This is a genomic window from Streptomyces sp. NPDC060209 (genome assembly GCF_042728155.1).
Taxonomy (GTDB): domain Bacteria; phylum Actinomycetota; class Actinomycetes; order Streptomycetales; family Streptomycetaceae; genus Streptomyces.
On the sequence record NZ_JBHWZS010000033.1, the window covers coordinates 1 to 26,907 of the forward strand.

The window sequence follows — 26,907 nt, forward strand, 5'->3', positions numbered from 1 at the left end:
GGCCAACACCCCCGGCCGCCGGGCCCCGGCCCCCCGGCGCGTGATCGCGGCCCTCTTCGTGGACTTCGGCAATGACCGCGGCCCCGAAGAGACACACCGCCCGCCCCGTGCCCGCTACGAGTGCGTCCCCTGCAACTACCGCAGCGAGATCGTCACCGGCGCGGCAGCCGTCGCCGCCTTCAACGCCACTGCCCCCGATGCCCACCGGGCCGTCTGCCCCGCACGCCAGGAGACCCACCAGTGATCGACGCGCAGACCCCCGACATGCGGGCCGCCGCCCGGGAGTACCACGACGCCGGGCTGTGCGTACTCCCCATCAAGGCCGACGGCAGCAAGATGCCCGCTGTTTCCTGGATGCGCTACAAGGTCGTGCGCACCAGCTCGGAAGAGCACGACCAGTGGTTCACCGGCAGTAAGCCGCGCGGCATCGCCATCGTGTACGGCGCTGTATCGGGCAACGTCGAGCTGATCGAGTTCGAGGGCGTCGCCATCCGCGAAGGCGTCCTCAAGGACGTCACCGAAGACATGGAGGCGAACGGCCTCGGCAAACCGTGGGCCGCGATCCTCGGGGGCTGGGTGACAGAGTCGCCCTCCGGCGGCCGGCACTACCGCATCCGTGTCGAGGGTGGTGACGTCCCGGGTAACACCAAGCTGGCGTCACGCCTGGCCCGTGAGGACGAGTACACCGACACCGACCGGCAGCGGCTCCGCGAGAAGCCGGACGCTCGCATCGTCCGTGTCCTCGTCGAGACGCGCGGTGAAGGTGGCTACGGCCTGGTCGAGCCCTCGGGCGGAACCGTGCACGCCACGGGCAGGCCCTACCTCCGGGTGGCGGGCGGCCCAGACACCATCCCCGTCATCGACGCCGACACCATGGACGCCATCCGTGACGTCTGCCGCATGGCTGACAAGCTGCCCCGGCCCACCGTCGCGAAGACCGCACCTCGCCCTGCTGCGCCCCGCCCTGACGGATCCCTCCGGCCCGGCGATGACTTCGAAGCGCGAGCCGAATGGAAAGACGTCCTCAAAGGCGTCTTTCGTCCCATCAACACCCGTGGCACTGAAACGCGCTGGGGCTGGGCGGACGGCGTCGGTGGAGTGAAGGCCACCACCGGGCGAGGCGGAGTCGACCGGCTCTACGTCTTCGCCACGGGCTCCGAGTTCCAGGCAGAGGTGCCGTACAGCAAGTTCGGTGCCTACGCCCTGCTGAACCACAACAGCGACCACAAGGCAGCCGCTCGCGCCCTGGCTCTCCTGAACTACGGAGACCGCCGCCCCGCCCTGGTAGGCGCCACCCAACGCATGGCTCCGACCGTGCCTGCACCGGCGTCCTCGCCTGACCTGCCCGCTCAGGAAGCGCCTGCCGAAGCCCACCCGACGGAGCAAGGCGATCCGGAAAGCTTCGGATACGACAGCACCTTCGGACTACCCGCCGCAGTCCGGACGCCCTTCGGTTACCGGGTCACGAACATCGGTGTCGAGGTGCTCAGCCAGAGCGGCGAGAGCTGGAACAAGGTCACCTTCGCGCCCCTCGTCGTGACTGCGACGTTCGAGGACCCCGAGGGAGACCAGTACGTCGAGCTTTCGTGGATCGACAAGAGCCTCGGGCACCCGCGCCGGATCTCCCGCATCGTCAGCCGCGAGACCGCTAAGCGCGGGCGGAAACTCATCGAGCACCTCGGCGCCGCCGGCCTGCCCGCAGTCGAAGGGGACGCCCGAGCCGTCGAAAAGTGGCTGGCCGAGTTCGAGGCTGAAAACGTCCACCGCATCCCGTCCGAGCAGCTGGGCCGGTGGCTGGGCTGGCAGGACGACGGCACGTTCATCTCCTCCCCAACCGAGGGCATCAAGGTCGACACGGCCTTCGAGGAGCAGCGAGGCCCGGCCCGCGCGCACGCCCCGAAGGGCAGCCTCGACGCCTGGCAGAGCACGATCGGAAAGCTGGAGGACTACCCGGTGCCGCGCGTCGCAGTGGCCGCCGCCCTCGCGGCCCCGCTGCTGCGCCCCCTCGGCCTGAACTCGTTCACCCTCGACATCTCCAGCCGGTCCACGAAGGGGAAGACGACCGCCCTGCAGTGCGCACTCAGCGTGTGGGCGGATCCGTCCGAGCACGCCAGCGCCATGTCCAACTGGCGCACCACGCTGTACGCGATCGAGAAGCGGCTGAACCTGGTCCGCGGAATCATCACCGTCTTCGACGAGACCATGGCCGTCACAGACGACAGCCTCATCGACGAGGTCCTCTACCAGCTGCCGATGAACCACGGGAAAGCACGGTCCGGGGGCGCCTTCGGCAACATGCTGCCCTGGGAGACGATCCTCCTGTCCTCCGGCGAGCGCCCGGCCCTTTCTTTCACCACCAGCCAGGGCGCCGCCGCCCGCATCCTCGGCACGACAATCGCCCCGTTCGGCGAAGGCGGTGGGCCGACCGCCGCCGCCGCCCGCGAAGGCGTCCTCGCCAACCACGGGCACGCCGGACCCGAGTTCGTGCGCTACATCCTCAGCGGCCTGGCCCAGCCCAAGGGCCGAGAGAAGCTGAAAGAACACCACCGTTCCCTGATCGACGAGTTCCGTGGCGACGGCGACATGACCAACCGGCGCGCCCCGATGGTTGCCGCCCTCGTGCTCGCCGAGACCCTGGCGTGCAGGCGGGGCCTGCTGCCCTACGAACCGCTCGGCCACGACGTATGGCGGGGCCTCTTCACCGCCCACAACCGCACCGACAACCGGCCCGAGATGGCCATGGACGTCCTGCGGGAGTACGTGGCCGGCCACGCCCACGAGCTCTACACCACCACCCGGGCTGCGATGGGAGAGCGCCCCCCCTTCTCCGGGTGGCTGGGCGTCAGCTCACTGGACAAAGCCACAGGCGTCGTCAAGGTCGCTCTGCTGCCCGAGCGGGTCCGCAAGATCCTGGCCGAGGCGGGCTACAGCCTCGACGCCGTTGTCGGCAGCTGGGTCGACGCCGGGTACCTGGAGACGCTGAAAAGCCAGCGGCCGGCGCACCTCGTGCCCAAGCGGTTCGACGGCGCACGAGCCAAGTGCCTGGCGTTCACGCCCGAGGGCATCGCCTTCGGCGAGCAGGACGAGGCGGCATGAGGGCCGCCGAGCGGGTGGTACGCACTGAGTGCGTACCACCCCGGCAGTCACGTCTTCGCAGGTCAGGCGTATATCCCGGGCCGCATTCCGGGCGGTACGCGCTCGCCAGGAAATGGCACCGCTCGGACGTGGGTGCGCGTGCGTGTGCGCATGCGGGTGCGCGTGTGCGGGTGCGCACACATAGACCCCTGTCTGTTTCTGCGTACCTGCGTACCACTAGGTCTCTTGAGAGAGATAACAGCAGGTCAAAGCCGCTTTTTCCCTGGTACGCAGCCGGTACGCAGCCGGTACGCAGTGCGTACCGCCCCTCTCTTCCCTCCACCGAATCGAGGTGCCCCATGTCCTTCACCCCCCGCCCCTACCAGCTCGACGCCATCGAGGCGCTGCGCAAGGGATGGGCCAGCGGAACGAACCGTCTGGCCGTCGTCCTCCCCACCGGCGCCGGCAAAACCGTCGTGTTCAGCACGCTGGCCCACCAAATGCTCGACAGCCTCGGCGGTCGACGCGTCCTCGTCATCGCCCACCGGGAGGAGTTGCTCGAGCAGGCTGCTTCCAAGCTCCTGACCGTCGACCCGCTGCTACGCGTCGGCATCGTCAAGGCCGCCCGCGACGACCACCACGACGCTGACGTGATCGTGGCCAGCGTCCAGACCCTGGCCGTTCCGCGACGCCGTGAGGCAATCCGCGACATCGGGCTGATCATCGTGGACGAGTGCCACCACGCCGCCGCCCCCACCTACATGGAGGTGCTTAGGCACTTCGGCGCCTGGGACGGCGTACCCGTGGCAGGTTTCACGGCGACAATGACCCGCACCGACGGCGGCCTGGCCGAGGTCTGGGCGGACGTGGTCTTCCGCATGGACATCCTCGACATGATCAGCGACGGCTACCTCTGCGACATCCGCGGCAAGTCCATCACCGTCGACACCCTGAACCTCGACCGAGTGAAGACGCGCGGCGGCGACCTGATCGACGGCCAGCTCGGCAAGGCGCTGGAGGACTCCGGCGCCTTGGACGCCATCGCCAAGGCATACGTCGACCACGCGGCGGACCGGCCGGGCGTCGTCTTCACCCCGACCGTAGCCACCGCGCAGGGCGCCGCCGCCTCGCTGCAGGCGGCCGGCATCAGCGCGGCCGCCGTCTGGGGCGACATGGGCCGGGACGAGCGCCGCGCCACTCTGGCCCGGTACGAGGCAGGCGACGTGCAGGTGCTCACCAACTGCCAGGTCTTGACCGAGGGGTTCGACGCCCCCAAGACGTCATGCGTCGTAGTGGCCCGCCCGACCAAGAGCCCCGGCCTCTACGTGCAGATGGTCGGCCGCGGCCTCCGCCCGGCCCCCGGCAAGAAGGACGCCCTGCTGCTCGACGTCATGGGCGCCGCAAGCCGCCACAAGCTGGCGTCGATGGTCGACCTCACCGAGCGGGAGATCGGGCAGGCCGAGGAGGGCCGGAGCCTGCGGCAGGTCGCTGAGGCGCACCAGGCCACGGAGAAGCGCCGCGCACTGGCCGCGCAGATCAAGGCCGAGGAGATCAGCCTCTTCGGTGGCTCGTCCATCTGCTGGCTGCGCACCCCCTCCGGGACCTGGTTCATCCGCGCGTCCTCTTCGATGCTCCTGTTCCTGGACCGCGACCCCGGCGACCGGCTGTACCGGATGCGCCGCTGGACTGCGAACGGCGGTGTCCAGCTGCCGCGCGAGGACATCGCCCGCCCGCTCGGAGACGCGCTGGCGTGGCTGGAACAGCAGGCCCGAGTCCTCGCCCCGGAAGCGTTCGTCAGCCGCGGTGCCCGCTGGCGTGCGGGCAAGCCCAGTCCCCGCCAGCTCGGCCTGTGCCGCCGCCGAGGCATCGCAGTACCGAAGCAGGCCACGGCTGGCGAGGTCGCGGACCTGATCGACACGGCGCACGCCACCTCGGTTTTTGATTCCCTGCTCGCCTCTGTCGCGTGAAGGCCGGGCCTGTTCATACCAGGCCCGGCCCCACCGCCCAGCATCCCACCACACACACCGGAGACACACCGTGACCACCGACCCCGCAGCTGAGATGTACCGCTACGTCGATCCGACCGAGGCTTACGGCCACACGCTGGGCATCGCCCCCGTCACCGCGTCCACCTACACGGGCACTGTCCCTGTCGTGGCTCTCGGCATCGTGCTCAACGAGGAAGCCTCGGACCCGGAGCCGATTGTGTACGTCCGGCTCGACGACGTGGAGCGGGTCGTCAAGGCGATCCGTGAGGCGGCCGGGCAGCCCGAGGCCGACGGGGAGCGCACGGACCGGGAGGAGGCCGAGCGGCTGCACGCGGCGGGTGATCACCAGTACTGCGGGGCGACGTGCGAGGTAGAGATGCCGTCCGTGCTGCTCCGCAACTTCATCGTCGCGAAGGGCTACCCCGGCACAGCCGGTGCTCTCGACGAACTGCTGCGCCGCGCTGGCCAGCCAGAGGGCCGGGCCGCCGCTTGGCTGGAGGCCGCAGCTTTCCTTCGCCGGACACCGCGCGACTCTGCCGACCACGCAGGCGCAGTCCGTGGCGCACGACTCATCGAGGACGAGCTCCGCCGCCTGGCCGCCGAAGCGCAGCAGCCCACCCCCGCCCCGGCCGAGGAGCCGACCCCGCAGCCGCCTCGAATCCTCGTCGAACTCTGCGAGCAGCACCGTCCGGTCCTCGAACCCGACCCCACCAGCGACGGCCAGCACCTCGTCAGCTGCAAGGCCTGCGACGCAACCCGCAAGCAGATCGTGCGCCTCGGAGTGGACCCCATCCCCGAGTGCCGGTTCTGGGACATGGGCAAGGCCTACGGCTACGTGCGGGACACCGAGGAGCCGACCCTGTGAGCGAATACCTGACCCGAACCGCCCTCTGGTGGGCCATCGCCGCCGCCAGCCTCACCGCCTCATGGATCCTCGCCCGCTGGGACGAGCGGCGAAAGCCCACCAGGACCTCCCGGAAGGGGACCCGCTGATGACCCGCCACCACGAAGAGGGAGCCACGGTCGGGCCTCGCTGCGGCAACAACCCGAACGTTCACCTCAGCCCCGGGGACCAGCAGGCAGTTAGCGAGTTCAAGGCGTACCTCAAGCAGCGCGCCACTACTTGCGGCGACCGCTTCGACGAACACACCTGCCAGCGCAGCCCCAGCCACACCTACCCGCACCGCGACGCCAAGCAGAAGGGCACCGAATCACGGTCCTGGTGGGACGGAAAGGACGTGACCCGGTGAACGAAGCCCGCCCCCTCACCCGCGAGCAGCTGCTGCTCCACCTCGTCGACCGCGCCCGACGCGGCGTCATCCTGCCGGCCGAACTCGACCAGCTGCACCAAGGGATCGAGACCGTCCACGCTCGGCTCGACGAGCTAGAGCAGCAAATCATCCGGCACCACTACCCGACCCGCTGAACCACAGGCCGCCCGGACCCCCACACCCGGGCGGCCACCCCAGCCCAACCCAGCCCCATCGCACCAGGAGCCATCGTGGACCTCTGCCAGCTCTGCACCCAGCACGACGCCATGGGCGGCTACCTCTGCCCCGGCTGCACCAAGTCGACCCACGTCCGGCTGCAAGCCCTGCCGACGCTGTACCGAGGTCTTGCTCCGCTGCTCACCCCATCGGTCAGCGTCGGGCAGGGCCGGTCCGGGAAGGGAGGCCCGGCGCCCATCCCCGTCACCCTCGACGTCCTCGACATCCGCGGCCCCGGTGGCATGGCTTCCCTGCTGGAGTCCTGGGTCGACGCCGTCCGCCACGAGCGTGGTCGGCCCGAGCAGCCGCACACCGGGAACCCCGAGGGCCGCGTCGACCGGGCGGTCGGCGAACTGCTGGGGCACCTGCCATGGATCGCCGTGTCGTGGTCGGAGGCTGGGGATTTCGCCACGGAGGTCAGGGAGTTGGCCCGGTCGGTGTCTTCGATCATCCGTCCGGCTGCCCCGACCGAGCAGGGAATCCGCGTGGGCAAGTGCCCGGCCCAGTTCGACGATGGCGGGGTCTGCGGCGCGGTGCTGCGACTCGGGCCGGGCGAGCGGGTGGTGACGTGCTCCTGGTGCCGGATGACGTATCCGCCGGCGACGTGGGTGGGGCTGAAGGTGCTCGTCGACCAGGACGCTGCGGCGTAGACGCTTGACGTCTAACCCTGGCTTAGATAGTGTCCTCCCTGTGAACGCGATCCCATGGCGGGACCGGGTCCGCGGGGAGGACCAGCTGGTGGAACAGCTGCAGATCCTCGTGTCCGAGTCCGCCAAACGAAGAGCGCTCGCCCTGCTCGACGGCGTAGCCGAGCTCGGGACCGTGGCCGATGTGGCCAGGGAACTCGGGAAAAGCTGGAACGCCGTTGACGCGGCGATCAAGAAGAACGGGCCCACGGGCTCGACAACCACATAGGAGAGGGGCCGGGCGACAGCTCCCGGGTGGTGGAACACCCAGGGCGGCCGCGTCACCCGACCCCAACGCTCCGGAGCGGGTCAACGCTCCGGCACTTGCCCACAACGAGTGGAGACCTCGTCATGGACCTTCGGCATCTTCGCATGCCCGCTGCGCCCAGCAGCACCCCGTCCGACCGGCGCCCGATCGCCGTCGGCATCATCCGCCGCCACGCCGGCCGCACCACCACTGTGCGCGTCACCGATGCCGGCGTCACCGGCAGCATCCGCCCCACCGGCGGTGCCCGATGACGACGCCCCTCGTCCTCAGCGACGACACCCTGCTCCTCCTCGGCCAACTCGCCGAGACCCTGGAGACCCAGCGACCGAACGCCGAGATGCGCGACGAGATCCGCCGCGGCCGCGCCCTCGTCCTCTCCGAGGAACTGCACGGACCCACCGAAGCTGCGTTCACCGCCGAGCAGAACCTGCTCGCCGCCGCACCCCGTGTCCGCCCCGGCCAGACCCGCGGCGAGTACGCCGCGCTCCTCCGGCTCATCGAGCAGGGGGTGAGCGCCGGATGAACACCGAGACCACCTCGTACACCCCGCTCCACGACCCGGAGACGGACGCCCGCAGCTACGTCCCGTCCGTCGAGGTCGCCCTCCGGCACGCCCGCGCGGTCCTCGATGAGAAGGCCATCGCGAACCTGCACGACCGCGACGAGATGATTCGCGCCGCCGTGGGCCTGGAGATGCAGCTCCGCCAGCTGGTCGCCGCCCTCGACAAAGAGGCCGGCCGATGACTGGAACACTCACCCTGGCGCAGCGGCGCGCGAATGTGCGCCAGCTGGCGCAGGGTGGCGCATCAAACCGCGCCATCGCAGCGCAGATGGGCATCAGCAAGGACACGGTGCGCCGCGACCTCGAAGCGTGCGACGCGCCAGCTGAGACATTCGCGCAGCGCGTGGCGCACCGGCGCGCGCAGACTGAGACGGCCATGCGAGAGCTGAGCGCCGCCGCTCAGGCCGTAGAAGAGGCGAAGCCTGCCTACACCGTCGCGGACGATGAGACGGCCCTGCGCTGGCACGCCGAACTGTGCGCCACCGTGGCTCAGCTCACCGAGTGCGCCGCCCAGTTTGCCGAGTACTACCCGAGCGCCACGACGGGCGCCACCGACCAGCTCCGCCCGGTGAAAGGCGGCGCCACGTGATCACGTACCACTCGCTCGGCTACTACGGCCTCTTCGTCGGCCTCGGCGCGGTCGTCCTGCTGACCCTGCTGCCCAACGGGTCCCGAGCCCACCGCCTGCTCTCCCGCGCCGTCCTGGCCGCCCTCCTCGTCACCGCCGCCATCGTCGGCCTCTCGTACTGAAGGACCACACCGTGAAGACGTCGCTCCTCGCCGCCATCGACACCGCCAGCCAGCACACCATCGCCGCACCGGCCGCCGTCGGCGGAGGCGGATCCGTCCCCATCAGCGTCCTGCTCATCATCGGCCTCGGCGGAATCGCCTGGTGGATGTTCAAGCACGGCGACAAGACCAAGAAGCTCCACCTCGCCCCCGGCTTCGTCTGCGTCGGCCTCGGCCTGGCCATGTCCGGCACCCAAATCGGGGCCATGGTCAGCCAGCTCTTCGCTTCGGTCGCCCAGATGATCGCCACCTTCGCCAGCAACGCCTGACAGTGACCACCGAGTCCGAGGCCGACACCCTCGAACTGCCGCCCGTCCCCGAGTTCGGGACCGGGCGGCCCCGGTGGGCAGCACAGCGCATCCACCCGAGGCGCCTGGCCCGCGGGCACCTCGCGAAGTGGGCAAGCCTCAAGGCCTGGGCCATCGCCGTCGACCACCCCAAGCAGCCGAACGTGGTCGCGGCCCGGGCCACCGGCCTGGCCGCCGGAGCCCTCATGGCGTGGCGCGCCGCGAACGAGGAGCCACGACTGCTCGCCATCGCGGCCGGCGGCTGGGTAATCAGCGCCTGGCGGGCCGGGCGACCTGTCCCCCTCACCGAAGAGGAGTTGCAGCGCCGGTTCCTCGTCGGCATCCAGCACCTCATCGGCGACCGGCCCGGCATCCACCTTGCCGAGCTGTACGCCGCCTTCCAGGCTCGCCCGGCTGCCGCGCACCTCGACGACGCCCGGCTCCGGGCCCTCCTCAACCACTGCCACGTGACCGTCACCAAGAGCCTCCGCATCGGCGCCGTCACCGGCCGCAGCGGCATCAAGGCCACCGATATCAAGGCCCTCCTCTCCCCCGCCCCCGTAGACACCCCTTCCGAGGATGTAGACGCAGGTCAGACGGATACAGAAGGGGCTGTAGACCAGCCGGAAGAGGCTGTAGAGCAGCCCGTAGACCGCCCGTAGAGGTCTGCCAGAGCTGCCCGATCCGCCCGTGTGAGAGGGGCGGTGAGGGGAGCCGGGCAGTCCGGACCGCACACCCAGGAGGACCCCATGCGTGACCCCGAATTCCTCGACCGCACCGCTGACGCCATCGCCGTAATGGGGCAGGCCGCCCACGACTACGGCCCCGGCTCATCCGAGGCCCAGGGCGCCGCGAAGGCGCTCGAAGACCTGTACGCGGCGGCCGACGAAGACGACGCAGGCCACTGAGCACACCCGTGGGCGGCCGCATCACTGCCAGGCGACCGGCCGCCCCGGGCCCCATCCCCAACCACGAGACAGGACCCGCATCATGGCACTGGAGAAGCAGATCAGCATCGGCGACCTCGCCCGCCGCAACGAGCAGTCCCAGCAGAAGCGCGCCGACGAGAAGGCCAGCAACGGCACGGCGAAGAAGGGATGATGGACCCCATGGACGACCTGGCGCAGTTCCTCCGCGACCGCCTCGACGAAGACGAACAAGCCGCGCGGGCATGGCCTGACCATCAGCAGAATTGGGAAGCCCGCGGCCCTCGGCACTTGAGCTACGCGTCGGGGTCCGGCGAGTCTGTAACCGCGGTCAACGTCGGCGGGGACGGCGCACTCGGCTGGGAGCGGATCTACGTTAAGCGCGACCCGGGCGACCTGGCCGAGCATGTTGCCCGCCACGACCCGGCCCGCGTCCTCGCCGAGGTCAACGCCAAGCGGCGGCTGCTCGACCTGCACGCGCCAGGAACACAGGAGTACGTGGACGGCGACGTCTGCATGTCCTGCACCTTGACGGGCGACGGGCCGTACTACCCCTGCACCACGCTGCGCCTGCTCGCCCTGCCTTACGCCAACCACCCCGGCTACCGGGACGACTGGCGGCCGTAGCCTCGCCTGTCACTCCCTGGAAGTAGCCTCATTCTGAGGACCGAGCCCCGCCCCCAATCACCTGGGGAGCGGGGCTCGCCCACGCCACAATGGGCACATGCCGATCGTCGACATCTACGCAGCCGCTGTCCGCACCGGCACCCGGCCGGCCACCCTCCGCATCTGGGTCCACCGCGGCCACCTCACCCACCACGGCTACGACGCCGAAGGCCGCGTCCTCATCGACCTGGACGCCGCCGTACACCTCGTCGAACAGAAGGCCAGCACGACGCACACCAACGCAGCTTGACCAGCGCTCTAACCGCCTGTAACACTGACCCCAGGTTCGGCGTGCCCGCACACCGCCGACAGCCCAGGCCCCGCCCCCACGGACGGGGCCTTCGTCATGCCCGGCCACCACAGGGAGACACCATGGCCACCACCGCTCAGCAGCTGCTCGCCTTCCGCCAGGAGCTCATCGACGGAGGCCTCCACCGCGATGAGGCCGACGAGCTGGTCCGGGACGCTTCGCACGCCCTGGTACGACACCCCGGCCTGGTCGTCGCCACCCCGGAAGCCGCTGCGCCCGCCGTCGCACGAAGCAGGCCGCTTCCCCCGCGGGACTAGCCGTGGCCGGCCGCCGGGACCTCACCGCCTACGACTACCGCAAGGGCCGCGCCTCGTTCCTCGCCGCCAACGACGTCTGCCACATCTGCGGCCACCCGGCCGCCGACGTCATCGACCACGTCACCCCCGTCGCAGCCGGAGCCGACCCCCGAGACCGCGACAACTGGGCACCCGCCCACGGAGTCAAACGCTGCCCCACCTGCGGCAGGAACTGCAACGGCACCAAGGGCGCGAAGGCAGCCGCCCCACGGCTCAACACCTCGCGTGACTGGTACGCCTGACCCAGGAGGACGCATGCAGCGCAGTACGCGCATCAGCTTGAACGGCCCAACCGGCACCATCCTCGTGAACGACCAGGACATCAGCCACTGTGTCCGGGGCCTCACCCTCGAAGCCGGCATCGACGGACTGCCGACGCTCGAACTCGGCCTCGTCGTGCATGAGGCCACCGTCGAAGGCGAGGCCCTCGCTGGCTACGACGCTGCCGCAGCCGGGCTACAGCCTCTGCCCACCCGTGACCTCGTCGACGCCTACACCGACCCGGCACTGATCGGCCGAGGAGACGCATGAGCAGCACAGCCGCGGGGCCGTGGGTCCTTGAGCACCGCCTCACCATCCGCACGCAGACCGAGACACGCCCCGGGCCGCGCGATGCGACCACAGGCGATCGCTGGGCGGAGCACCGCAGTACCGGGCTCGCCCTCGTCGCGTGCAACTGCGGGTGGGCCACCGGTTGGGTACCGCCCGGAGACCTGCCCAGCTTCGCCGACCTCACCAGAGACCACGGCGGCACCTGATCGGACCCGCATCGTCGCAGGTCAGAGGCTCGGAGCGGGCCGGATTTTTTGGGAGATCATCATCCCAGCCCCGCGCCCAGCTTTTATTTTTCTCCCCCCGGCCCTGACCAGCCCGTATGCGATCCCTGAGACCGACCCGGCGGGAGGTATGCCATGGCAGCCAGGCCCCTGGAGATCGGCGAAGCAGGCGTCCACGCAGGCCAGGCGATTGCCCGGCTGCGGGAAGCCCGCGGGTGGGACCAGCAAGCCCTGGCCGAGCGCCTGGCCCTGGCCGGCCGCCCGGTGTCGCAGCCGATCGTCAGCCGCATGGAGGCAGGCACCCGACGCATCGACATCGACGACCTGGTGGCCGTGGCCGACGTGCTGCAGGTGAGCGTCAGCGCGCTGCTGCCCCACGCCGAGGTGCCCGCCCCTGTGGTGGCCGTAGCTGTGGTCCAGGGCCGGTCCGATGACCCAGGGCCGGTCGAAGCGGCGCTGGCCGACGACATCGAGGCGCTGGGCGACCTGCAGGACATGGAGCCGACGCACGCAGCAGTGGCGTTCCGGCTGGCCCGGCAGATGGACGGGATGCGGCCGGTGGCGTGCGAGGAGTGCGGGGCCACGGTGCAGGTGCCGAACGATCCGCGGATCCTCCCCAACTTGGCGCGGGAGTTGCGTGCCACGGTGGCCGCGCTGGTGGAGGGGCGGGCCGGGGACGATGACGACGATGACGACCTCGGCGACCTCGGAGCCGTCTGACACGTGGGCGCCACCGCCGGAGTTCGCCGCGCAGTGCCTGGACCTGTACGGGCTGACGTGCCCACCCCGTTGGGGTACCCCCCGCCGGCCGGAGTTCCCCAGTCTCGGCCCGAAGATGTGGAAGGTCATGGCCGCGCTCGGCGCACCGCCGATGCCGTGGCAGAAGTACGTATCCGACGTGGCGCTCGAGATCGACCCAGCAACGGGGCTCTTTGCCCACCGCGAAGTGGGACTCTCCGTGTCCCGGCAGCAGGGCAAGACGGAGCTCTGCCTCGGTGCCCAGTGCCACCGCGGGATGGCGTGGCCGCGACAGAACATCATCTACGCAGCGCAGACCCGGGGCATGGCGCGGACGCGCTGGGAGGATGAGTTCTGGGAGAAGATCGCCAGTTCCGTGCTGGCGAAGCGGGCCCGCATCCGGAAGAGCAACGGCAACGAGGCGATCATCTGGTCGGCGACCCGGTCGAGGATGGGTATCACCTCGAATACGGAGAAAGCTGGGCACGGCCCGCCGCTGGATATGGGGTTCATCGACGAGGCGTTCGCGCACGATGACGACCGCCTGGAGCAGGCTTTCAGCCCGGCGATGCTGACCCGGGCTATGGCGCAACTGTGGTGGGCCTCGGCAGGCGGCACGGAGAAGTCCGTGTGGCTGAACAAGAAGCGCCAGGCCGGCCGCGAGCACATCGAGCGCCTGTGGGCGACAGGAGAGCGCCCTAGCGTCGCGTACTTCGAGTGGTATGCGCCCCCGGATATGCCCCGGGACGATCCGGCGACCTGGCGGGCGACACTCCCCGCGCTCGGGCACACGGTCACCGAGGACATCATCCGTGCCGAGCTGGAGAAGATGGACCCGGCCGAGTTCGACCGGGCCTACCTCAACCGCACGCGGAAGGCGACACCGCCAACGGACCCGAACGTGCCGAAGCTGAAGTGGCCGGGCCTGGCCGACGAGCAGTCCACGGCCGGCGCCGATGTGGCGTTCGCCGTCGACGTGTCGCAGGACCGCAACCACTCCTCGATCGGGGTGGCGTCGGTGCGCGGGGACGGGCTGGTCCACGTGGAGATGGTGGACCGCCGCGCGGGCACGGACTGGGTGGTGCCCGCGCTGGTGCGGCTGAAGGCGAAGCGCAATCCGCTCGTCGTGGCCATCGCCTCATCCGGGGCCCCTGCCGGGTCTCTGATCGACGACCTGGTGAAGGCCGGGATCAAGGCGCCGGAGGACAAGGACAAGCCGCACCGCGGGCACCTCGTCGTGCTCCGGACCAACGACGTGACCGAGGCGTGCGGGCAGATGGCCGACGCGATGAAGCAGGGCAAGGTGCGCCACCTCGAGCAGGCCCCGCTCACGGCAGCGGTGAACGGCGCCCGTACCCGCAAGGTTGGCGACGCCTGGGCGCTGGACCGCACCAAGTCCCTGACGGACGTTTCCCCGTTCGTCGCGGTGACCCTGGCCCGCTGGGCGCTGCTGGCCAAGGGGCCCGCGGTCCTGGACGACTACGACCTGTTGGGCAGTGTCCCGATGTGAGGAGGCTGGTATGCCGATGCCGCGATGGGCTCGGGCGATCACCTCGCCGTTCCGACGCCTGGGACAAGCCACGGTCCGCGCCATCACCTCGGTGCCGTGGGGTTCCGGCGGCCCGGGCGCCGGGGACCAGGTGTCAGCGACGCGCGCCCTGGCATTGATCCCGGTGTTCGCGTCGGTGCGGCTGATCGCGGACAACGTGGCGTCGCTGCCGCTGCAGCTGTTCCGTCGCGACGGCGCGGACCGGCAGCCGATCAGCTACGTGCCTGATCTTTTCTGGAAGCCGGACGTGCAGGGCGACCTGTTCCTGTGGCTCCACAAGTGCGTGCTGTCCATGGCGCTGCGGGGCAACGCCTACGGGCTGATCACCCAGCGGGACCAGCTGGGGTTGCCGACGATGGTGGAGTGGCTCAACCCGGACGACGTCTGGGTCGACGAAGAGAACCCGGTGAAGCCGGTCTACTACTGGCAGGGCCGGGTCGTGGAGTCGGACCGGATCGTGCACATCCCGTGGGTTGCCCTTCCGGGCAAGGTCGTGGGTCTGTCCCCGGTGGCGCTGTTCGCGCAGACCATCGGCGCCGGCCTGGTGGTCACCGAGTACGGCCGCAGCTGGTTCACCAACGGGGGCACCCCGCCCGCCGTGCTGAAGAACAGCGGGAAGACAGTCGGGCCGGACGAGTCGGAGGAGATCTCCAACCGGCTCGCCTCGCGCATGCGGTCCCGTAAGCCACTGGTCATCGGGAATGACTGGGATTTCGAGGCGCTGAAGGTCAGCCCGGAGGAGTCGCAGTTCATCGAGTCGATGCGGCTCAACGCCTCACAGATCGCAGCGATCTACGGCGTGCCCCCGGAGAAGGTGGGCGGTCTGGCCGGCGGGTCGCTGACGTACTCCACGGTGGAGATGAACAGCCTCGACCTGATCAACACGACGCTGCGCCCCTGGCTGGTCCGTCTCGAAGGTGCGTTCACCCGGTTGATGCCTGGCCGGGAGTTCGTGCGGTTCAACGTCGACGCCATGCTGCGCACCTCCGTCATCGAGCGGTACACCGCACACGGCATGGCGCTGGACCAGGGCTGGCAGAACCGTGACGGTGTCCGGGCCCTGGAGAACCTGTCACCGCTGCCCCCCGGCGCTGGCGGCACCGCCTTCGTACCCAAGACCACGGCCGCCGCCCCGGCGGCACAACGAGCCCAGGAGGGCGTGTCATGAGCGACGCAGAGCGCCGGTTCACCCGCGGCCTGGTCGAGGTCCGCGCGAGCGACACCCGGAAGATCGGCGGGTACGCGGCGAAGTTCAACACCCTGTCCCGCAACCTCGGCGGATTCGTCGAGCGGCTCGACCCCGGGTTCTTCACCAAGTCCGAGGGCGACGGCTGGCCCGAGGTCATGGCCCGCTACAACCACGACGACAACCGGCTGATCGGCACGACCGACGCAGGCACCCTGCGCCTGGTCGTGGACGGGACCGGCCTGGACTACGAGACCGACGTGCCCGCCTCGCGCGAGGACGTCATGGAGCTGGTCCGCCGCGGTGACGTCCGCCGCTCCAGCTTCGCGTTCCGCACCTTTGAGGACGACTGGTCCGCCACCCCCGAAGGGTTCCCGCTACGGACCCTGATCTCCGGCGCGCTCGTCGACGTCGCCCCAGTCAACAGCCCCGCGTACATGGACACCTCGACCGGGCTGCGGTCGCTGGCCGAGCAGGCCGGCGCCGAGCTCGCCGAGGTGCGGGCCGCCGCCGACGCCGGAGACCTTGCCCGTTTCCTGGCCCGCCCGAAGAGCAGCATCACCATCGACTTGGCACCCGGCGGGCAGGGCGACACCCACCCGCCGCTGGCGCTACGGCAGCGGCGCGCCGAGCTCAACCGGCGCCGCACCTTCTGAGGCAGGGCGACACCCACCTCCACACCCCATCCACCAGACACCCCGGCCAATCGGCTGCGGGTGTCGTCGTCATGCCCGGGAGGGCCACAGTGACCGAGTACATCACCCGCCTCAAGGAGCGCAGGGCCAACATCTGGGAGCAGACCAAGGAGCTCCTCGACAAGGCCGAGGCGCGCGGCGGCGACCAGGCCAACCTGACCGCCGAGGAAGAGCAGACCTACCAGCGGCTGAACACGGACCTCGACGCGATCGACGCCCGGGCCAAGGAGATGGCTGACGCCGAGCAGCGGACCAAGGACGCCGACGAGGCCTTCCGTTCCCTGCTCGACAGGGAGCCCGTACCCGAGGCACGCCACCAGGCGGAGAAGGGCGAGGTCGAGAAGGTTCGCGCGTGGCTGACCGGACAGGCCGGGTCCCGGTCCTACGACGTCCGCCCCGACAGCCCCCTGCCGCTGGACGCCCGCGCGCTGTCCAAGCTCTCTGCGGCGGCTGGCGCGAACACCGTCCCGATCAGCTTCTACAACCGGCTCGTCCAGCACATGATCGAGGTGTCCGGTGTCCTGGCCGCCGGGCCCACAGTGCTGCGCACGGCGACCGGCGAGCAGATGCAGATCCCGAAGACCACCGCGCACTCCTCCAGCGCGGGCATCGTCGCCGAGGCAGGCCCGCTCCCGACGAACGAGCCCACGTTCGGGCAAGTGCCCCTGGACGCCTACAAGTACGGCTTCACCCTGCAGGTGTCACACGAGCTGGCCAACGACACCGCCGTCGACCTCCTGGGCTACCTGTCCGCCCAGGCCGGGCGGGCGCTCGGAAACGGGTTCGGCGCGCACCTTGCCACCGGCACCGGCTCGTCCCAGCCCAACGGCGTCCTCACCGCCGCCACCCTCGGCAAGACCGGTGCGACCGGTGCGGCGGGCGCCGTGTCCGGAGACGAGCTGATCGACCTCTTCTACTCGGTCATCGGCCCGTACCGGAACAGCGCGTCGTGCGGGTGGATGATGCGCGACGCCACGGTCGCCTCGGTCCGCAAGCTCAAGGACAACAGCGGCGGCGCGGGACAGGGCAACTACCTGTGGCAGCCCGGCCTCCAGGCCGGAACCCCGGACTCGATCCTGGGCAAGCCGCTCTACACCGACCCGAACATGCCGGCCGTCGCACTGTCGGCGAAGAGCATCCTGTTCGGCGACTTCAGCACGTACTTCGTGCGGCAGGTCGAGTCCCTCCGGTTCGAGCGAAGCGACGACTTCGCGTTCCAGAACGACCTGATCACCTACCGGGCGATCCTGCGCGGCGACGGCGACCAGGTCGACACCTCCGGCGCGGTGAAGTACTTCGCCGGCGGCGCGAGCTGATCCCCTGCCCCGGCCCGCACGCCGTGGGCCGGGGCCTCTCTCGTCCAGGAAGGACAGACATGCGCATCCGTATGAAGCAGACCATCAGCGGCACCCGCAACGGCGAGGAGTGGCCGGCGCGCGGCGAGATCGCGGACATCCCCACCGGAGAGGCCCAGCACCTCGTCGCCTCCGGCATCGCCGAGGAGGTCCACGCAGAGGAGGAGCCCGAGAACGAGGGCCCGGACGACCGCAGTAAGGGTGAGGACCCGGACGGCAACACCGACGACCAGGTCCCGCCGGTTGAGACCGCGACCGCACCGGACACCGCCGAGAAGCGGTCGACCACGGCCCGCAAGACGGCGGCCACGAAGCCCACCAAGGAGTAGCCCGGTGCACGAGTACGCAGACCGGGCCGCGCTCAAGGACGCGCTAAGCATCGAGACCGCCGACACCACCCGGGACGCGCTGCTCGACCGTGCACTGGCCGCGGCGTCCCGTGGCATCGACACCGCCACGGGCCGCCGCTTCTGGCTCGACGAGACGCCCAGCGCCCGCGTCTACCGGACCGCCGGACGGACCCTGTGGGACGACGTCGGCGAGGTGCTGAACGTCGATGACATCGGCACTGCCACCGGGCTGGTCACCTCAACCGGTACGCCCGGCGCCTGGACGCCCGTCACCAGCGTGGAGACGACCCCCGACAACGCGCTGGCGCGCGGACGCCCCATCACCGGGCTGCTGCTCGCCGCTGGCGGCTGGGGCACCCAACGGGTGCAGGTCACCGCACAGTGGGGATGGCCGGCCGTTCCCGACGAGATCGAGCAGGCAACCCTCATCCAGGCCGCCCGCCTCTTCCGCCGCAAGGACTCCCCGGAAGGCGTGACCGGGTCAGCGGAGTGGGGTGTGGTCCGCCTGTCCCGGCGGGACCCGGACGTGTGGGCCCTCATCGAGCACTTCATCCTCCCTGGCTTCGGATAGGAGGCTCCGTGGACATGTCCGCAGTGCGCGAGGCGATCGCCGACGCAGCCCGCGACGTGGTCCTGCCCGACGGGCTTGCCAAGCTGACCTGCACCGGTTACGTGCCTGACGCCGTGACCGTGCCGTCGTTCTTCACCGCCGACTACACCGTCGACTACGACCGCGCCATGAACCGCGGCCTGGACAAGGTGGAACTCACCTGCCAGATCCTCGTCGGGATTGCGGACGACCGGGCCTCCCAGCGGCTGCTGGACGGCCTGCTGTCCGGGTCCGGGCCCGCGTCGCTCAAGGCCGCCATCGAGGCGGCCCGCGGGGCACCGGGCGACGACGCGCTGGGCGGCCTGGCCCACGACCTGCATGTCACGCGGCTGCAGGGCTACCGCTGGTACGAGCACCAGGGCACCACCTACCTGGGCGGCCAGCTCACCATCAACATCATCGGAGAGGGGTAGCCGTGGGCAAGTTCGTGCTGCTCGACACCCGCCTGTTTGCACCGGGCGCCGACCTGTCCGGCGCCTCCAACAAGATCGAACTCACCTCGGAGATCGAGGACAAGGACGCCACGAACTACCGCTCCGGCGGCTGGAAGGAAGTCCTCGGCGGCCTCGGATCGGCCGAGATCTCCGCAGAGGGCCAGTGGGAGGCGGGCGACCCGTCCATGGTCGACAACTCCTCCTGGACCAACCTTGGCGGCGTCGGACCGTACACCGTGTGCCCGACGGATTCCGTGGTCGGTGCCCTGGCGTACATCACGTCCGGGATGCGCGCCGACTACAAGGTTGGCGACGCCGTCGGGGAGATTGCCCCGTGGGCGGGGACGGTCAAGTCGTCGTGGCCGCTGGTGCGCGGGCAGATCGGGCACCCGCCCGGCACCGCGCGAACCACGACCGGCACCGGCACCATCCTGAACCTCGGCGCCATCCCGGCCGGGAAACGGCTGTACACCGCGCTGCACGTTCTGTCGGCGACGGGGACCACCCCGTCGATCACGGTCCGCATCGAGTCCGGTGACGCCACGCTCACCACGCCGACGACGCGGCTGACGTTCGCTGCGGCCTCGGCGGCCGGCGGGCAGATCCTGCGCGGCAACGGCGCCGCGATCACGGACGCCTACTACCGCGTCGGCTGGACCATCACTGGCACGACGCCCTCGTTCATGTTCGCTGTCTCTCTCGGAATCAGGTGATTGACCATGGCAAAGATGGTTCTGCTGGCGGCGTTCGTCAGCATCGGCGGTAACGACCTCAGCAGCTACGCCCGCAAGGCGGAGGTGACGGTCGAGGTCGAGGACAAGGACGTCACGACCTACGCCAGCCTCGGCTGGAAGGAAGTCCTCGGCGGGCTCAAGAGTGGTGAGCTCGGTCTGGAGTTCCTGCAGGACGTGGCCGCCACGAAGATCGACAGCATCATGTGGCCCCTGCTCGGCACGGTGGTCCCCTTCGTGGTCCGCCTCGACAGTGCCCCGAAGAGCACATCCAACCCCGAGTGGACCGGGTCCGTCCTGGTCAACGGGTGGAACCCGATTGAGGGATCCGTCGGCGACGAAGCGTCGGTGTCCGTCGGCTACCCGACGTCGGGGGCCGTGGTCCGCGCGACCGCCTGATGGCCTCCACCGGCCCCCCGTTCGACCTGCAGATCACCCACGAGGGCCTGGACGCACTTGTGCGGGCCATCCGGCAGGAGGCCGACGGGAAGCAGCTGCGCAAGGAGCTGGCCGCGAACATGCGCAACGCGCTACGCCCCGGGGCCGCCGAAGCGAAGAGTTCCATCATGGCGATGGGATCGGCAGGCATGAGCACCGGCCCGTCCCTGCGCAACGCGGTCGCCAAAAAAATCCGCCCCGAGGTCAAGCTGGGCGGCCGATGGTCCGGCGCCCGCGTGAAGGCGTTCAAGACGCCGGCGCTGCGCCGCTTCCCGAACGCCCCGAAGCGCATCAACCGGCGCAACGGCGGATGGCGGACCCTCACCTACGGCCACGAACCGTGGCGCACCCAGACCGGGAAACCCGGCTGGTTCGACGACAGCTTCACCAATGACGCAGCCGCCTACCGGGCCGCGGTCCACGAAGCGATGGAAGACATGGCCCGACGCCTGGCGGCGCGGGCCGGATAGGAACCCCATGTACCTGGTCCTGCAGCGTGAGGGCGAAGAGAAGCCGACCCGCTGGCGCTACGACTTCAAGAAGCTGATGTCCGTGGAGCGGGAGGACATCGAGCGCCGCACCGGCCGGAACTTCGCCCAGTTCACACAGGACGTCCTGCAGGGCAACAGCCTCTGCCGGCGCGCGCTGCTGTTCACCTACCTGCGGCGAGACCACCCCAAGACGAGGTTCGAGGACGTCGACTTCGGGTGGGACGAGCTCAAGCTGGAGTACTCCAGGCAAGAGTTCGAATCGATCAGGGAGAACATCCTGGAATCGATGCACGGGGACGAGCTGGCTGCCGCGCTGGCCGCGATCGACAAGAACCTCGAGGACGCCTTCGACGACACCGAGGCCGCAGCCGAGGGAAAAGCCCGGCTGCCGATCGCCGAGTAGCCCAACTCGGCAACGCGGCCCACCTGCTCGGCGTCAAGCCCTGGCAGTGGGGGCTGATGACGGTTGAGGAGACCGACGCGCTCCTGGGCTGGTTGGACGCCTACGAGAAGGCCACCGAAGAGGCCAACAAGTGAAGAGGGGTGAGCCGTGGCTGACACGTCGCTGGTGTTCAACCTGGTGGCCCGGGACAACGCGTCCGGTGTCGTCGAGCGGATGGGCGAACGGATGGGGGCCGCGTCGGCAACGATCGGCGCTGGCATCGGGGCGGCCCTCGGCGTCGGGGTGGCCACTTCCCTGAACATGGACGGGGCCAACGCGAAGCTGGCCAACCAGCTGAACCTGAACGCTGCTGAGGCCGCCCGCATCGGAGGGGTGACCGGCGCCGTGTTCGCCGACGGGTTCGCCCCATCCGTCGACGAGGTGGCCCTCGCCCTGCGCGGGGTGGCCACCTCGATGGTCGATGTCGGCGACGTCGGCAGCGCCGAGCTGCAGGACCTGACCACCAAGGCCAAGGTCCTCTCCGACACGTTCGACTACGACGTGAACGAGGCGACACAGGCCGCGGGCACCCTGATGAAAGCCGGTCTCGCGGCTGACGGCACCGAGGCATTCGACCTGATCACTGCCGCCGCGTCGAAGCTCCCGGCGAACATGGCGGCCGAGATCCCCGCCATGGTCAACGAGTACGCCTCATTCTTCGACGAGCTCGGCGTGACCGGCCCGCAGATGATGGGTGCGCTCACCGAAGCGGCGAAGAACCCGCTGTTCGAGATCGACAAACTCGGCGACGCGGTGAAGGAGTTCAACCTCCGCATCGCCGACAGCAAGGCCGTCGCTGCCCCGCTCAAAAAGTTGGGCCTGGACGTCAACAAGATTCAGTCCCTGGTCAACCAGGGCAAGGGCACCCAGGCGTTCGACCAGATCGTCGTGGCCCTGTCCAAGGTGAAGAACCAGACCGACGCCACCCGCCTGTCCGCCGCCCTGATGGGCGGGCCCGGTGAGGACGCCAAGACGTCCCTGCTCGGCCTCGGAAAGGCCGGCGGATTCGCCGCAATCGGACTGGACGATGCGGCCGGATCCACACAGGGCCTCGTCGACCGCGTGGAGAACAGCTCCAGCCACACCCTGGAGAAGTTCAAGAACAGCGCCCTGACCAAACTGGCAGACGTCGGCGCTGCGTTCATCGACTTCGGCATGGCCAACCAGGGGGCCGTCGTCCCGCTGGTCTACACCCTGGGCGGCCTGGCCGGGATCATCATGGCCGTCAGCGTCGCGCAAAAGATCTACGCCACGTACAGCGCCATCGCGACCGTGGCCACGAACGTCATGAACTCCGCGACGTGGCGGGCGGTTGCCGGGTGGACCCGCATGATGGCGGTCGGAGTCATGGCCATGGCCCGCATCGCGATCACCTCGACCGTGTCCGCCGCGACGACCGCCGCCGCATGGGTGGGCAGCGCCCTCGTCGGGATCGGCACGTGGATCGCCGCCGTGGTCCGAGCAGGGATCACCGCCGCCGCCCAGTTCCTGATGATGGCCGCCCGCGCCGTCATCTGGGCTGCTGTGATGGCCGCGCAGTGGCTGATCGCTATGGGCCCCATCGGCTGGGTCATCGCGCTCATCGTCGGCCTCGTCATCCTGATCATCGCCAAGTGGGACCTCATCAAGTCCACGACGGCCGCTGTCTGGGACTGGATCTGGGGCAAGATCAAGGGCATTGGCGTCTCGATCGTCAACACGGTCGGCGGGTTCATCTCCAGCGCCCTGCAGAAATGGGACGCCTTGAAAAGGGGCGTCGCCACCAAGGTCACTGGGCTCATTGGCTACGTGAGCGGCCTGCCCGGACGGCTGACCCGCGCCGTCGGGAACCTCACGTCGCTCCTGGTCGACAAGGGTAAGAACGTCGTCCAGGGCCTGTGGCAGGGCATCCAGGGCATGGGTGGCTGGCTCGCCGGGAAGCTGACCAGCTTCGCCAAGTCGATCATTCCGGGGCCGATCGCGAAGGCGCTGGGAATCGCCAGCCCCTCGAAGGTGACCGCGGCGCAAGGCCGGTGGATCGCCAAGGGGCTGGCCGTCGGCCTCATGGGGTCGGCGAAGCAGGTCCGCTCCGCCGCCCTGAAACTGGCAGACATCGTCCGGGACAGCATGGCCCCCGGGAAGAAGCGCACCGCGGCGCTGAAATCGATCAGCACCGGCTCGAAGCAGCTGGTCACGCTCGCCAATCGGGAGGTGACGCTGGCCGCCCGCATGAAGACGGCGACAAAGTCGTTGGCGGACCAGATCGCGGCCCGCGACAAGCTGGCCGCAGACGTGCAGAAAGGCGTCCTGGACAGCGCGAACATCACCTCCAACACGACCGGAGGGGCAGTCACTGCCCAGACGATCCTGGACACGCTGCAGCAGAAGATGATGCAGGCGAAGCAGTTCGCCTCTCAGCTGGCCGCGCTCCGGAAGAAGGGTGTGCGCAGCGACCTCATTGCGCAGATCGCTCAGGCCGGCGTGGAGCAGGGCGCCGGTGCTGCGGCCGCGCTCGCCGTCGCTTCCTCTGCACAGGTGCAGCAGATCAACGCCACCCAGGGCGCCCTCGTCGGGGCCGCCGGGCAGGCCGGTGCGACCGCCGGGAACGCCATGTACGGGGCGGGGATCCAGGCGGCGCAGGGCCTGGTGAAGGGGCTCAAATCTCAGCAGAAGGCCATCGAGAAGCAGATGGCGTCCCTGGCCAAGTCCATGGCGTCCAGCATCAAGAAGGCCTTGGGGATCCACAGCCCGTCGCGTCTGATGGCGGACGAGGTGGGCTCGATGATCCCCGCCGGAATCATGGAGGGCATGGCGGACGGCCAGGCGCCCCTGGACCGGGCCATGGCAGAGACCGTCCGCCCACCATCCGCACCGATGGCCGGCGTTTCCATGGCGCCTCGTGCGGCCGCTCCTCTCCTCACGGCGGGGGGCGGACAGACCACCGTCCGGATCGAGTTCGCGGGCCCGGAAGAGGCAAAGCGCTTCATCCGCGGCATCGTCCGCAAGGACGGCCGGGGCTCGGTGCAGAAGACGTTCGGCTACGGAAAGGAGGGCACCTGATGGTGTTCCCACAGACACCTCTGGACGTGCGGACAGAGCTGCAGATCGGCGGCACGTGGACAGACATCACCGCGGACGTCTACACCCGCGATCCGATCACCATCACCCGCGGGTCCGCCGACGAGGCGTCCAGCTCGGAGCCCTCGGGGTGCTCGCTCACCCTGAACAACAAGCTCGGGAAATACTCCCCGCGGAACCCGATGTCCCCGCACTACGGGAAGATCGGCAGGAACACCCCGGTGCGGGTGTCGGTCGAGGGGCCCGAGTCCTACCTGCAACTGCAGGGCACCACGTCGTCCTACGCCCGCACACCGGACGCTGCGGCCCTGGACATCACCGGGGACCTCGACCTGCGGGTCGAGGCCACTGCCGACTGGTACGCCCTGGCGACCCGGCCGCTGATCGGGAAGTACACCAGCCCGACCAACCAACGCAGCTACATGCTGCGGCTGCAGTCTGGGGTCCTGGCCCTGTGGTGGTCCACGGACGGAGGCCCCGCGACGACATTTTTCGCGTCGCAGCCGCTGCCCGCACTGCCCCGGCGTGCGGCACTCAGGGCCGCCCTGGACGTCAACAACGGCAGCGGCGGATTCACTGCTGTCTTCTACTGGGCCACGTCCCTGGCCGGACCGTGGACGCAGATCGGGGACCCGCTCAGCGCGGCCGGGGTGACGAGCATTTACAACTCGACGGCGCCGCTGGAGATCGCCCCGCCGTCCGTCAACTCCTCCACCTCTCTGCCCGGCCGGGTGCACCGGGCCGAGGTCCGCAACGGCATCAACGGCACCGTCGTGGCGTCCCCCGACGTTCGCGCCCTGGCCGAGGGCGCCACCGGCTGGACCGACAGCGCCGGCCGCGCCTGGACCGTCGGCCCGGCCGCCACGATCAGCGACCGCGCGTACCGGTTCACCGGTGAGATCTCGTCCTGGCCGCCCCGGTGGGACGTGTCCGGGCTGGACGTCTGGGTGCCGGTCGAGGCCGCCGGCGTAACCCGCCGCCTCGGCCAGGGACAGAAAGCCCTGGCATCCACGCTGCGCCGCCGCGTGCCCTCCTACAGCCCGCTCGCTTACTGGCCGATGGAGGACGAGGACGGCGCGGTGCAGGCCTACTCGCCGATCGCAGGAGTCAACCCGCTCGCGCTGACGGGCGGCTGGCAATTCGGGCAGGACGACAGCCTGGCCGGGTCCTCGGCGCTCCCGGATGTGGACCCTGGGGCGCGCATGGTCGGCACCGTCCCGGCCCCGGCAGGGACAGCCACCGAGTGGTCCATTCACATGGTCTACAGCGTCGACACCGCCCCGGTTTCGGATGGCATTTTCCTGTCGTGGCTCGCCTCCGGCACGGTCCGCCGGTGGGAGATCATCCAGCGGGCCAGCAGTGCCAGCATCCGGGGGTACGGGGCCGATGGTTCCCTGCTCGTCGACCAGGGCGTAGCCATCGGCCCCGATGTTTTTGTCGGCTGGCAGCGGCTCTACTTCTACGCCTCGGAGGCCGGCGGGACCGTCACCTGGCGTCTGTCCTGGGTCAACATCGGCGGCGAGGCCGGAGGCATCACATCCTCCTACTCGGGCACCACCGGCCGGGTCACCCAGATCGACACCACCATCGGAGCATCGGTGACCGGGCTGAAACTGGGGCACCTCGCCGTCCTCCCCATGGCCCTGACCGACGCATACAGCCTGGCTGACCACGGCTTCTCCGGGGAGACAGCGCTCACCCGGCTCCGACGGCTCGCGTCCGAGGAGTCACGGCAGATCACGGTCGCCACCACGGGCAGCCCGCTCGCCGAGCGAATGGGCCCGCAGCGCCCGGGCACACTCCTGGCCCTCTTCGAGGAAGCGGCCGCCACCGACGGAGGGATCCTCTACGAGGACCGCGACGCCCTGTTCCTGCGCTACCGGGACCGGGCCAGTCTCTACAACCAGCCCGTCGCCCTGGCCCTCGACTACCAGGCGAAGGGAGAAGTCCCGCCCCCGCTCGAACCGGTCGAGGACGACCAGACGCTACGCAACGACGTCACGATCAACCGGTCCGGAGGGAGCTCGGGGCGCGCGGTGCTCGAGGACGGGCCTCTGTCGGTACAGCCCCCGCCTGCAGGTGTGGGCCCCTACGACACGTCCGAGACGCTCAGCCTGTACAGCGACGCGCAGCCGCAGCCGATCGCCGAATGGCGCGTGCATCAGGGCACGTGGGACGAGGCCCGCTACCCGACGATCACGGTGTGGCTGCATGCGGCACCACACCTCATCGACGACGTCCTGGAGATGGACATCGGCGACCGGCTCACCATCGCCCACCTACCCCCGTGGCTGCCGCCCGGGCTGATCGACCAGCACGCGCGCGGGTACACCGAGGTCCTCGGCCAGTTCGACTGGACCCTCGCCATGAACTGCACCCCGGCCGGCCCGTGGACAGTGGGCATCGTGGAGGATCCCGTGCTCGGCCGGGCGGACACGGACGGCTCCCAGCTGGCATCGGCGGTGACATCGTCGGCCACCTCGTGGTCCGTCGCGGTGACGGCCGGCCCCCTGTGGATCACCACCGCTACCCGCCCGGCGGAGTTCCCGTTGTCCGTGACGTGCGGAGGCGAGGAAGTCACCGTCACCGCGATCAGTGGCACGGCCTCGCCGCAGACATTCACCGTCACCCGGTCCGTCAACGGCATCGTCAAAGCCCAGACGTCCGGAGAAGCGTTGTCCCTCACGCACCCGATGCGCGCCGCGCTGTAGGAGG

General features: G+C 69.8%; 37 protein-coding genes. All 37 read left to right on the plus strand.

Annotation, left to right across the window (positions count from 1 at the left end):
* On the plus strand, positions 1-244 hold a 244-nt coding region (locus ACFWFI_RS09570; RefSeq protein WP_387387482.1), incomplete at its 5' end, for a hypothetical protein.
* Entirely contained in the window at positions 241-3,096 is a 2,856-nt protein-coding gene (locus ACFWFI_RS09575) for a DUF927 domain-containing protein (protein WP_387387483.1), read from the plus strand. The genes ACFWFI_RS09570 and ACFWFI_RS09575, both read left to right, overlap by 4 nt.
* Before the next feature lie 338 nt (positions 3,097-3,434).
* Entirely contained in the window at positions 3,435-5,042 is a 1,608-nt protein-coding gene (locus ACFWFI_RS09580; RefSeq protein WP_387387484.1) for a DEAD/DEAH box helicase, read from the plus strand.
* A 70-nt stretch (positions 5,043-5,112) separates the two neighbouring features.
* A complete protein-coding gene (locus ACFWFI_RS09585; protein ID WP_387387485.1) occupies positions 5,113-5,928 on the plus strand; it encodes a hypothetical protein in 816 nt (271 codons plus the stop codon).
* Positions 5,925-6,056 carry a hypothetical protein gene (locus tag ACFWFI_RS09590; RefSeq protein WP_387387487.1) on the plus strand — a complete coding sequence of 44 codons (132 nt, stop codon included), beginning with the start codon at positions 5,925-5,927 and terminating at the stop codon, positions 6,054-6,056. Before ACFWFI_RS09585 ends, ACFWFI_RS09590 begins: the two co-directional genes overlap by 4 nt.
* Positions 6,056-6,313 (plus strand): hypothetical protein, encoded by a 258-nt coding sequence (locus ACFWFI_RS09595; RefSeq protein ID WP_387387488.1) that lies wholly within the window; start codon positions 6,056-6,058, stop codon positions 6,311-6,313. Before ACFWFI_RS09590 ends, ACFWFI_RS09595 begins: the two co-directional genes overlap by 1 nt.
* Positions 6,310-6,489 carry a hypothetical protein gene (locus ACFWFI_RS09600; protein ID WP_387387490.1) on the plus strand — a complete coding sequence of 60 codons (180 nt, stop codon included), beginning with the start codon at positions 6,310-6,312 and terminating at the stop codon, positions 6,487-6,489. Before ACFWFI_RS09595 ends, ACFWFI_RS09600 begins: the two co-directional genes overlap by 4 nt.
* Before the next feature lie 75 nt (positions 6,490-6,564).
* The gene (locus tag ACFWFI_RS09605; RefSeq protein ID WP_387387491.1) at positions 6,565-7,200 is read left to right on the plus strand and encodes a hypothetical protein; all 636 of its coding nucleotides are present in this window, start codon (positions 6,565-6,567) and stop codon (positions 7,198-7,200) included.
* Positions 7,201-7,240: 40 nt separating this feature from the next.
* The gene (locus ACFWFI_RS09610) at positions 7,241-7,465 is read left to right on the plus strand and encodes a hypothetical protein (protein ID WP_387387493.1); all 225 of its coding nucleotides are present in this window, start codon (positions 7,241-7,243) and stop codon (positions 7,463-7,465) included.
* A 95-nt stretch (positions 7,466-7,560) separates the two neighbouring features.
* Positions 7,561-7,755: a hypothetical protein gene (locus ACFWFI_RS09615; RefSeq protein ID WP_387387495.1), complete on the plus strand. Its 195-nt coding sequence runs from the start codon at positions 7,561-7,563 to the stop codon at positions 7,753-7,755.
* Positions 7,752-8,027 (plus strand): hypothetical protein, encoded by a 276-nt coding sequence (locus ACFWFI_RS09620; RefSeq protein WP_387387496.1) that lies wholly within the window; start codon positions 7,752-7,754, stop codon positions 8,025-8,027. Before ACFWFI_RS09615 ends, ACFWFI_RS09620 begins: the two co-directional genes overlap by 4 nt.
* Positions 8,024-8,248 (plus strand): hypothetical protein, encoded by a 225-nt coding sequence (locus tag ACFWFI_RS09625; RefSeq protein WP_387387497.1) that lies wholly within the window; start codon positions 8,024-8,026, stop codon positions 8,246-8,248. Before ACFWFI_RS09620 ends, ACFWFI_RS09625 begins: the two co-directional genes overlap by 4 nt.
* Positions 8,245-8,655, plus strand: coding sequence for a hypothetical protein (locus tag ACFWFI_RS09630; RefSeq protein WP_387387498.1), 411 nt, complete (start codon positions 8,245-8,247; stop codon positions 8,653-8,655). Before ACFWFI_RS09625 ends, ACFWFI_RS09630 begins: the two co-directional genes overlap by 4 nt.
* On the plus strand, positions 8,652-8,816 hold the full coding sequence (locus tag ACFWFI_RS09635) for a hypothetical protein (RefSeq protein ID WP_387387500.1): 165 nt from the start codon (positions 8,652-8,654) through the stop codon (positions 8,814-8,816). The genes ACFWFI_RS09630 and ACFWFI_RS09635 overlap by 4 nt, the downstream gene beginning before the upstream one ends.
* A gap of 11 nt (positions 8,817-8,827) precedes the next feature.
* Entirely contained in the window at positions 8,828-9,124 is a 297-nt protein-coding gene (locus ACFWFI_RS09640) for a hypothetical protein (RefSeq protein ID WP_387387501.1), read from the plus strand.
* Positions 9,125-9,126: 2 nt separating this feature from the next.
* The gene (locus ACFWFI_RS09645) at positions 9,127-9,804 is read left to right on the plus strand and encodes a hypothetical protein (RefSeq protein ID WP_387387502.1); all 678 of its coding nucleotides are present in this window, start codon (positions 9,127-9,129) and stop codon (positions 9,802-9,804) included.
* An 87-nt stretch (positions 9,805-9,891) separates the two neighbouring features.
* Complete coding sequence (locus ACFWFI_RS09650; protein ID WP_387387503.1) at positions 9,892-10,050, plus strand: hypothetical protein; 159 nt, start codon at positions 9,892-9,894, stop codon at positions 10,048-10,050.
* A gap of 189 nt (positions 10,051-10,239) precedes the next feature.
* Positions 10,240-10,695 carry a DUF6221 family protein gene (locus ACFWFI_RS09655; protein WP_387387505.1) on the plus strand — a complete coding sequence of 152 codons (456 nt, stop codon included), beginning with the start codon at positions 10,240-10,242 and terminating at the stop codon, positions 10,693-10,695.
* Between the two features lie 97 nt (positions 10,696-10,792).
* Positions 10,793-10,984: a hypothetical protein gene (locus ACFWFI_RS09660; RefSeq protein WP_387387506.1), complete on the plus strand. Its 192-nt coding sequence runs from the start codon at positions 10,793-10,795 to the stop codon at positions 10,982-10,984.
* Positions 10,985-11,106: 122 nt separating this feature from the next.
* Positions 11,107-11,301, plus strand: coding sequence for a hypothetical protein (locus ACFWFI_RS09665; protein WP_387387507.1), 195 nt, complete (start codon positions 11,107-11,109; stop codon positions 11,299-11,301).
* Between the two features lie 2 nt (positions 11,302-11,303).
* Complete coding sequence (locus ACFWFI_RS09670) at positions 11,304-11,582, plus strand: HNH endonuclease (RefSeq protein WP_387387509.1); 279 nt, start codon at positions 11,304-11,306, stop codon at positions 11,580-11,582.
* 13 nt (positions 11,583-11,595) lie between these two features.
* The gene (locus ACFWFI_RS09675) at positions 11,596-11,871 is read left to right on the plus strand and encodes a hypothetical protein (protein ID WP_387387511.1); all 276 of its coding nucleotides are present in this window, start codon (positions 11,596-11,598) and stop codon (positions 11,869-11,871) included.
* Positions 11,868-12,098: a hypothetical protein gene (locus ACFWFI_RS09680; protein WP_387387513.1), complete on the plus strand. Its 231-nt coding sequence runs from the start codon at positions 11,868-11,870 to the stop codon at positions 12,096-12,098. The genes ACFWFI_RS09675 and ACFWFI_RS09680 overlap by 4 nt, the downstream gene beginning before the upstream one ends.
* Positions 12,099-12,251: 153 nt before the next feature.
* A complete protein-coding gene (locus tag ACFWFI_RS09685) occupies positions 12,252-12,836 on the plus strand; it encodes a helix-turn-helix domain-containing protein (RefSeq protein WP_387387515.1) in 585 nt (194 codons plus the stop codon).
* Entirely contained in the window at positions 12,805-14,364 is a 1,560-nt protein-coding gene (locus ACFWFI_RS09690) for a terminase large subunit domain-containing protein (RefSeq protein ID WP_387387516.1), read from the plus strand. The genes ACFWFI_RS09685 and ACFWFI_RS09690 overlap by 32 nt, the downstream gene beginning before the upstream one ends.
* A gap of 10 nt (positions 14,365-14,374) precedes the next feature.
* Positions 14,375-15,571 carry a phage portal protein gene (locus ACFWFI_RS09695; RefSeq protein ID WP_387387518.1) on the plus strand — a complete coding sequence of 399 codons (1,197 nt, stop codon included), beginning with the start codon at positions 14,375-14,377 and terminating at the stop codon, positions 15,569-15,571.
* The gene (locus ACFWFI_RS09700; RefSeq protein ID WP_387387519.1) at positions 15,568-16,245 is read left to right on the plus strand and encodes an HK97 family phage prohead protease; all 678 of its coding nucleotides are present in this window, start codon (positions 15,568-15,570) and stop codon (positions 16,243-16,245) included. The genes ACFWFI_RS09695 and ACFWFI_RS09700 overlap by 4 nt, the downstream gene beginning before the upstream one ends.
* Before the next feature lie 89 nt (positions 16,246-16,334).
* Positions 16,335-17,600, plus strand: a complete 1,266-nt coding sequence (locus ACFWFI_RS09705; RefSeq protein ID WP_387387520.1) for a phage major capsid protein — start codon at positions 16,335-16,337, stop codon at positions 17,598-17,600.
* Positions 17,601-17,659: 59 nt separating this feature from the next.
* Positions 17,660-17,968: a hypothetical protein gene (locus ACFWFI_RS09710; RefSeq protein ID WP_387387521.1), complete on the plus strand. Its 309-nt coding sequence runs from the start codon at positions 17,660-17,662 to the stop codon at positions 17,966-17,968.
* Between the two features lie 4 nt (positions 17,969-17,972).
* The gene (locus tag ACFWFI_RS09715) at positions 17,973-18,560 is read left to right on the plus strand and encodes a phage gp6-like head-tail connector protein (RefSeq protein ID WP_387387522.1); all 588 of its coding nucleotides are present in this window, start codon (positions 17,973-17,975) and stop codon (positions 18,558-18,560) included.
* A 14-nt stretch (positions 18,561-18,574) separates the two neighbouring features.
* A complete protein-coding gene (locus ACFWFI_RS09720) occupies positions 18,575-19,012 on the plus strand; it encodes a hypothetical protein (RefSeq protein ID WP_387387524.1) in 438 nt (145 codons plus the stop codon).
* Positions 19,013-19,014: 2 nt separating this feature from the next.
* A complete protein-coding gene (locus tag ACFWFI_RS09725) occupies positions 19,015-19,746 on the plus strand; it encodes a hypothetical protein (RefSeq protein WP_387387526.1) in 732 nt (243 codons plus the stop codon).
* A gap of 6 nt (positions 19,747-19,752) precedes the next feature.
* Complete coding sequence (locus ACFWFI_RS09730; RefSeq protein WP_387387527.1) at positions 19,753-20,163, plus strand: hypothetical protein; 411 nt, start codon at positions 19,753-19,755, stop codon at positions 20,161-20,163.
* Positions 20,163-20,672, plus strand: coding sequence for a hypothetical protein (locus ACFWFI_RS09735; RefSeq protein ID WP_387387528.1), 510 nt, complete (start codon positions 20,163-20,165; stop codon positions 20,670-20,672). Before ACFWFI_RS09730 ends, ACFWFI_RS09735 begins: the two co-directional genes overlap by 1 nt.
* 7 nt (positions 20,673-20,679) lie before the next feature.
* A complete protein-coding gene (locus ACFWFI_RS09740) occupies positions 20,680-21,096 on the plus strand; it encodes a hypothetical protein (RefSeq protein ID WP_387387529.1) in 417 nt (138 codons plus the stop codon).
* Between the two features lie 147 nt (positions 21,097-21,243).
* Entirely contained in the window at positions 21,244-24,174 is a 2,931-nt protein-coding gene (locus ACFWFI_RS09745; RefSeq protein WP_387387531.1) for a phage tail tape measure protein, read from the plus strand.
* On the plus strand, positions 24,174-26,903 hold the full coding sequence (locus ACFWFI_RS09750) for a hypothetical protein (RefSeq protein WP_387387532.1): 2,730 nt from the start codon (positions 24,174-24,176) through the stop codon (positions 26,901-26,903). The genes ACFWFI_RS09745 and ACFWFI_RS09750 overlap by 1 nt, the downstream gene beginning before the upstream one ends.
* Positions 26,904-26,907: the final 4 nt, after the last annotated feature.